This is a genomic window from Mycobacterium sp. NGS67, assembly GCF_059812185.1.
Genome location: NZ_JCALCF010000080.1, coordinates 1 through 908, shown reverse-complemented (window position 1 = coordinate 908; position 908 = coordinate 1). Strand labels below are relative to the sequence as shown.

Annotated in this window: 1 protein-coding gene; it reads right to left on the bottom strand. The window is 62.9% G+C overall.

Annotation, left to right across the window (positions count from 1 at the left end):
- Positions 1-74: 74 nt before the first annotated feature.
- Positions 75-908: pentapeptide repeat-containing protein (locus tag AC5Y4D_RS27305; protein ID WP_500038774.1), on the bottom strand; the 834-nt coding region annotated here is incomplete at its 5' end.

Below are 908 nucleotides of genomic sequence, written 5' to 3'. Positions count from 1 at the left end.
GCAGTGCGGGAAAGCTTCTTCGGGGTAATAGGTGCTGCAGCAGAACGGTCGGCCGTCCGGGACGGGTAAGCACGTCATCGGGTCGCCACCCAGTCCGCCAGCGCGGCCTGCAGCGCGCTCATCTGGCCGTGGAAGAGGCCGGAGACCTGGCTGCCGATGTTGCCGACGCCGGAGATCAGGGCCGAGGTGTTGGCGGCCAGGGTGCTGGTGTTGGCCACACCGGAGATGGCGGTCCCGAGGTTCTGGAAGCCCGACAGCAACGATCCGGAGTTGTACCAGCCCGAGGTCAGCGCGCCGTTGGCGTTGGCGAAGCCCGAACTCAGATCGCTCGAGTTGAAGAAACCGGAAGTACCGGTGGAACTTCCGTTGAAGTAGCCCGACGACAGCGAGCCGGGAGAGTTCCCGATACCGAGCAGCCCTGGCAACGTCAGGTTGAGTCGGCCGAGGATCGTCATGTCGATGGGCACCTGTAGGTTCACCCCGACCACGAGGTCCTTCAGGACGATCGGGTTGACGACGATGGGAGGTAACGGTGGAGTCATCTGGACTCCATCGAAATTGAGAGTGATGAGGAAGCTGGCCGCCACGTCGACCGGGATGCCGAACTGAGGGACGTAGACGGTGATCGGGTCGAAGTGACCGGTGATCGGGATCGCTGCGTTGGTACCCGCCACAAGGTTGATCGGGATCGCGGGAAGGTCGATCGGGATGGTGATGCCGTCGGCCACTTGGCCGTCGGCGAGCATGAATGAACCGAGGTTCCTGGAACCGGTGTTGAAGGAACCGGTGTTGAGGTCGCCTGCGTTGGCGAAGCCGGTGTTGATGCTGCCGCCGTTGAAGCTTCCGGTATTCCGATCGCCGGGGTTGGCATCACCGGTGTTGAAGCTGCCGGTGTTGAAACTTCCCGT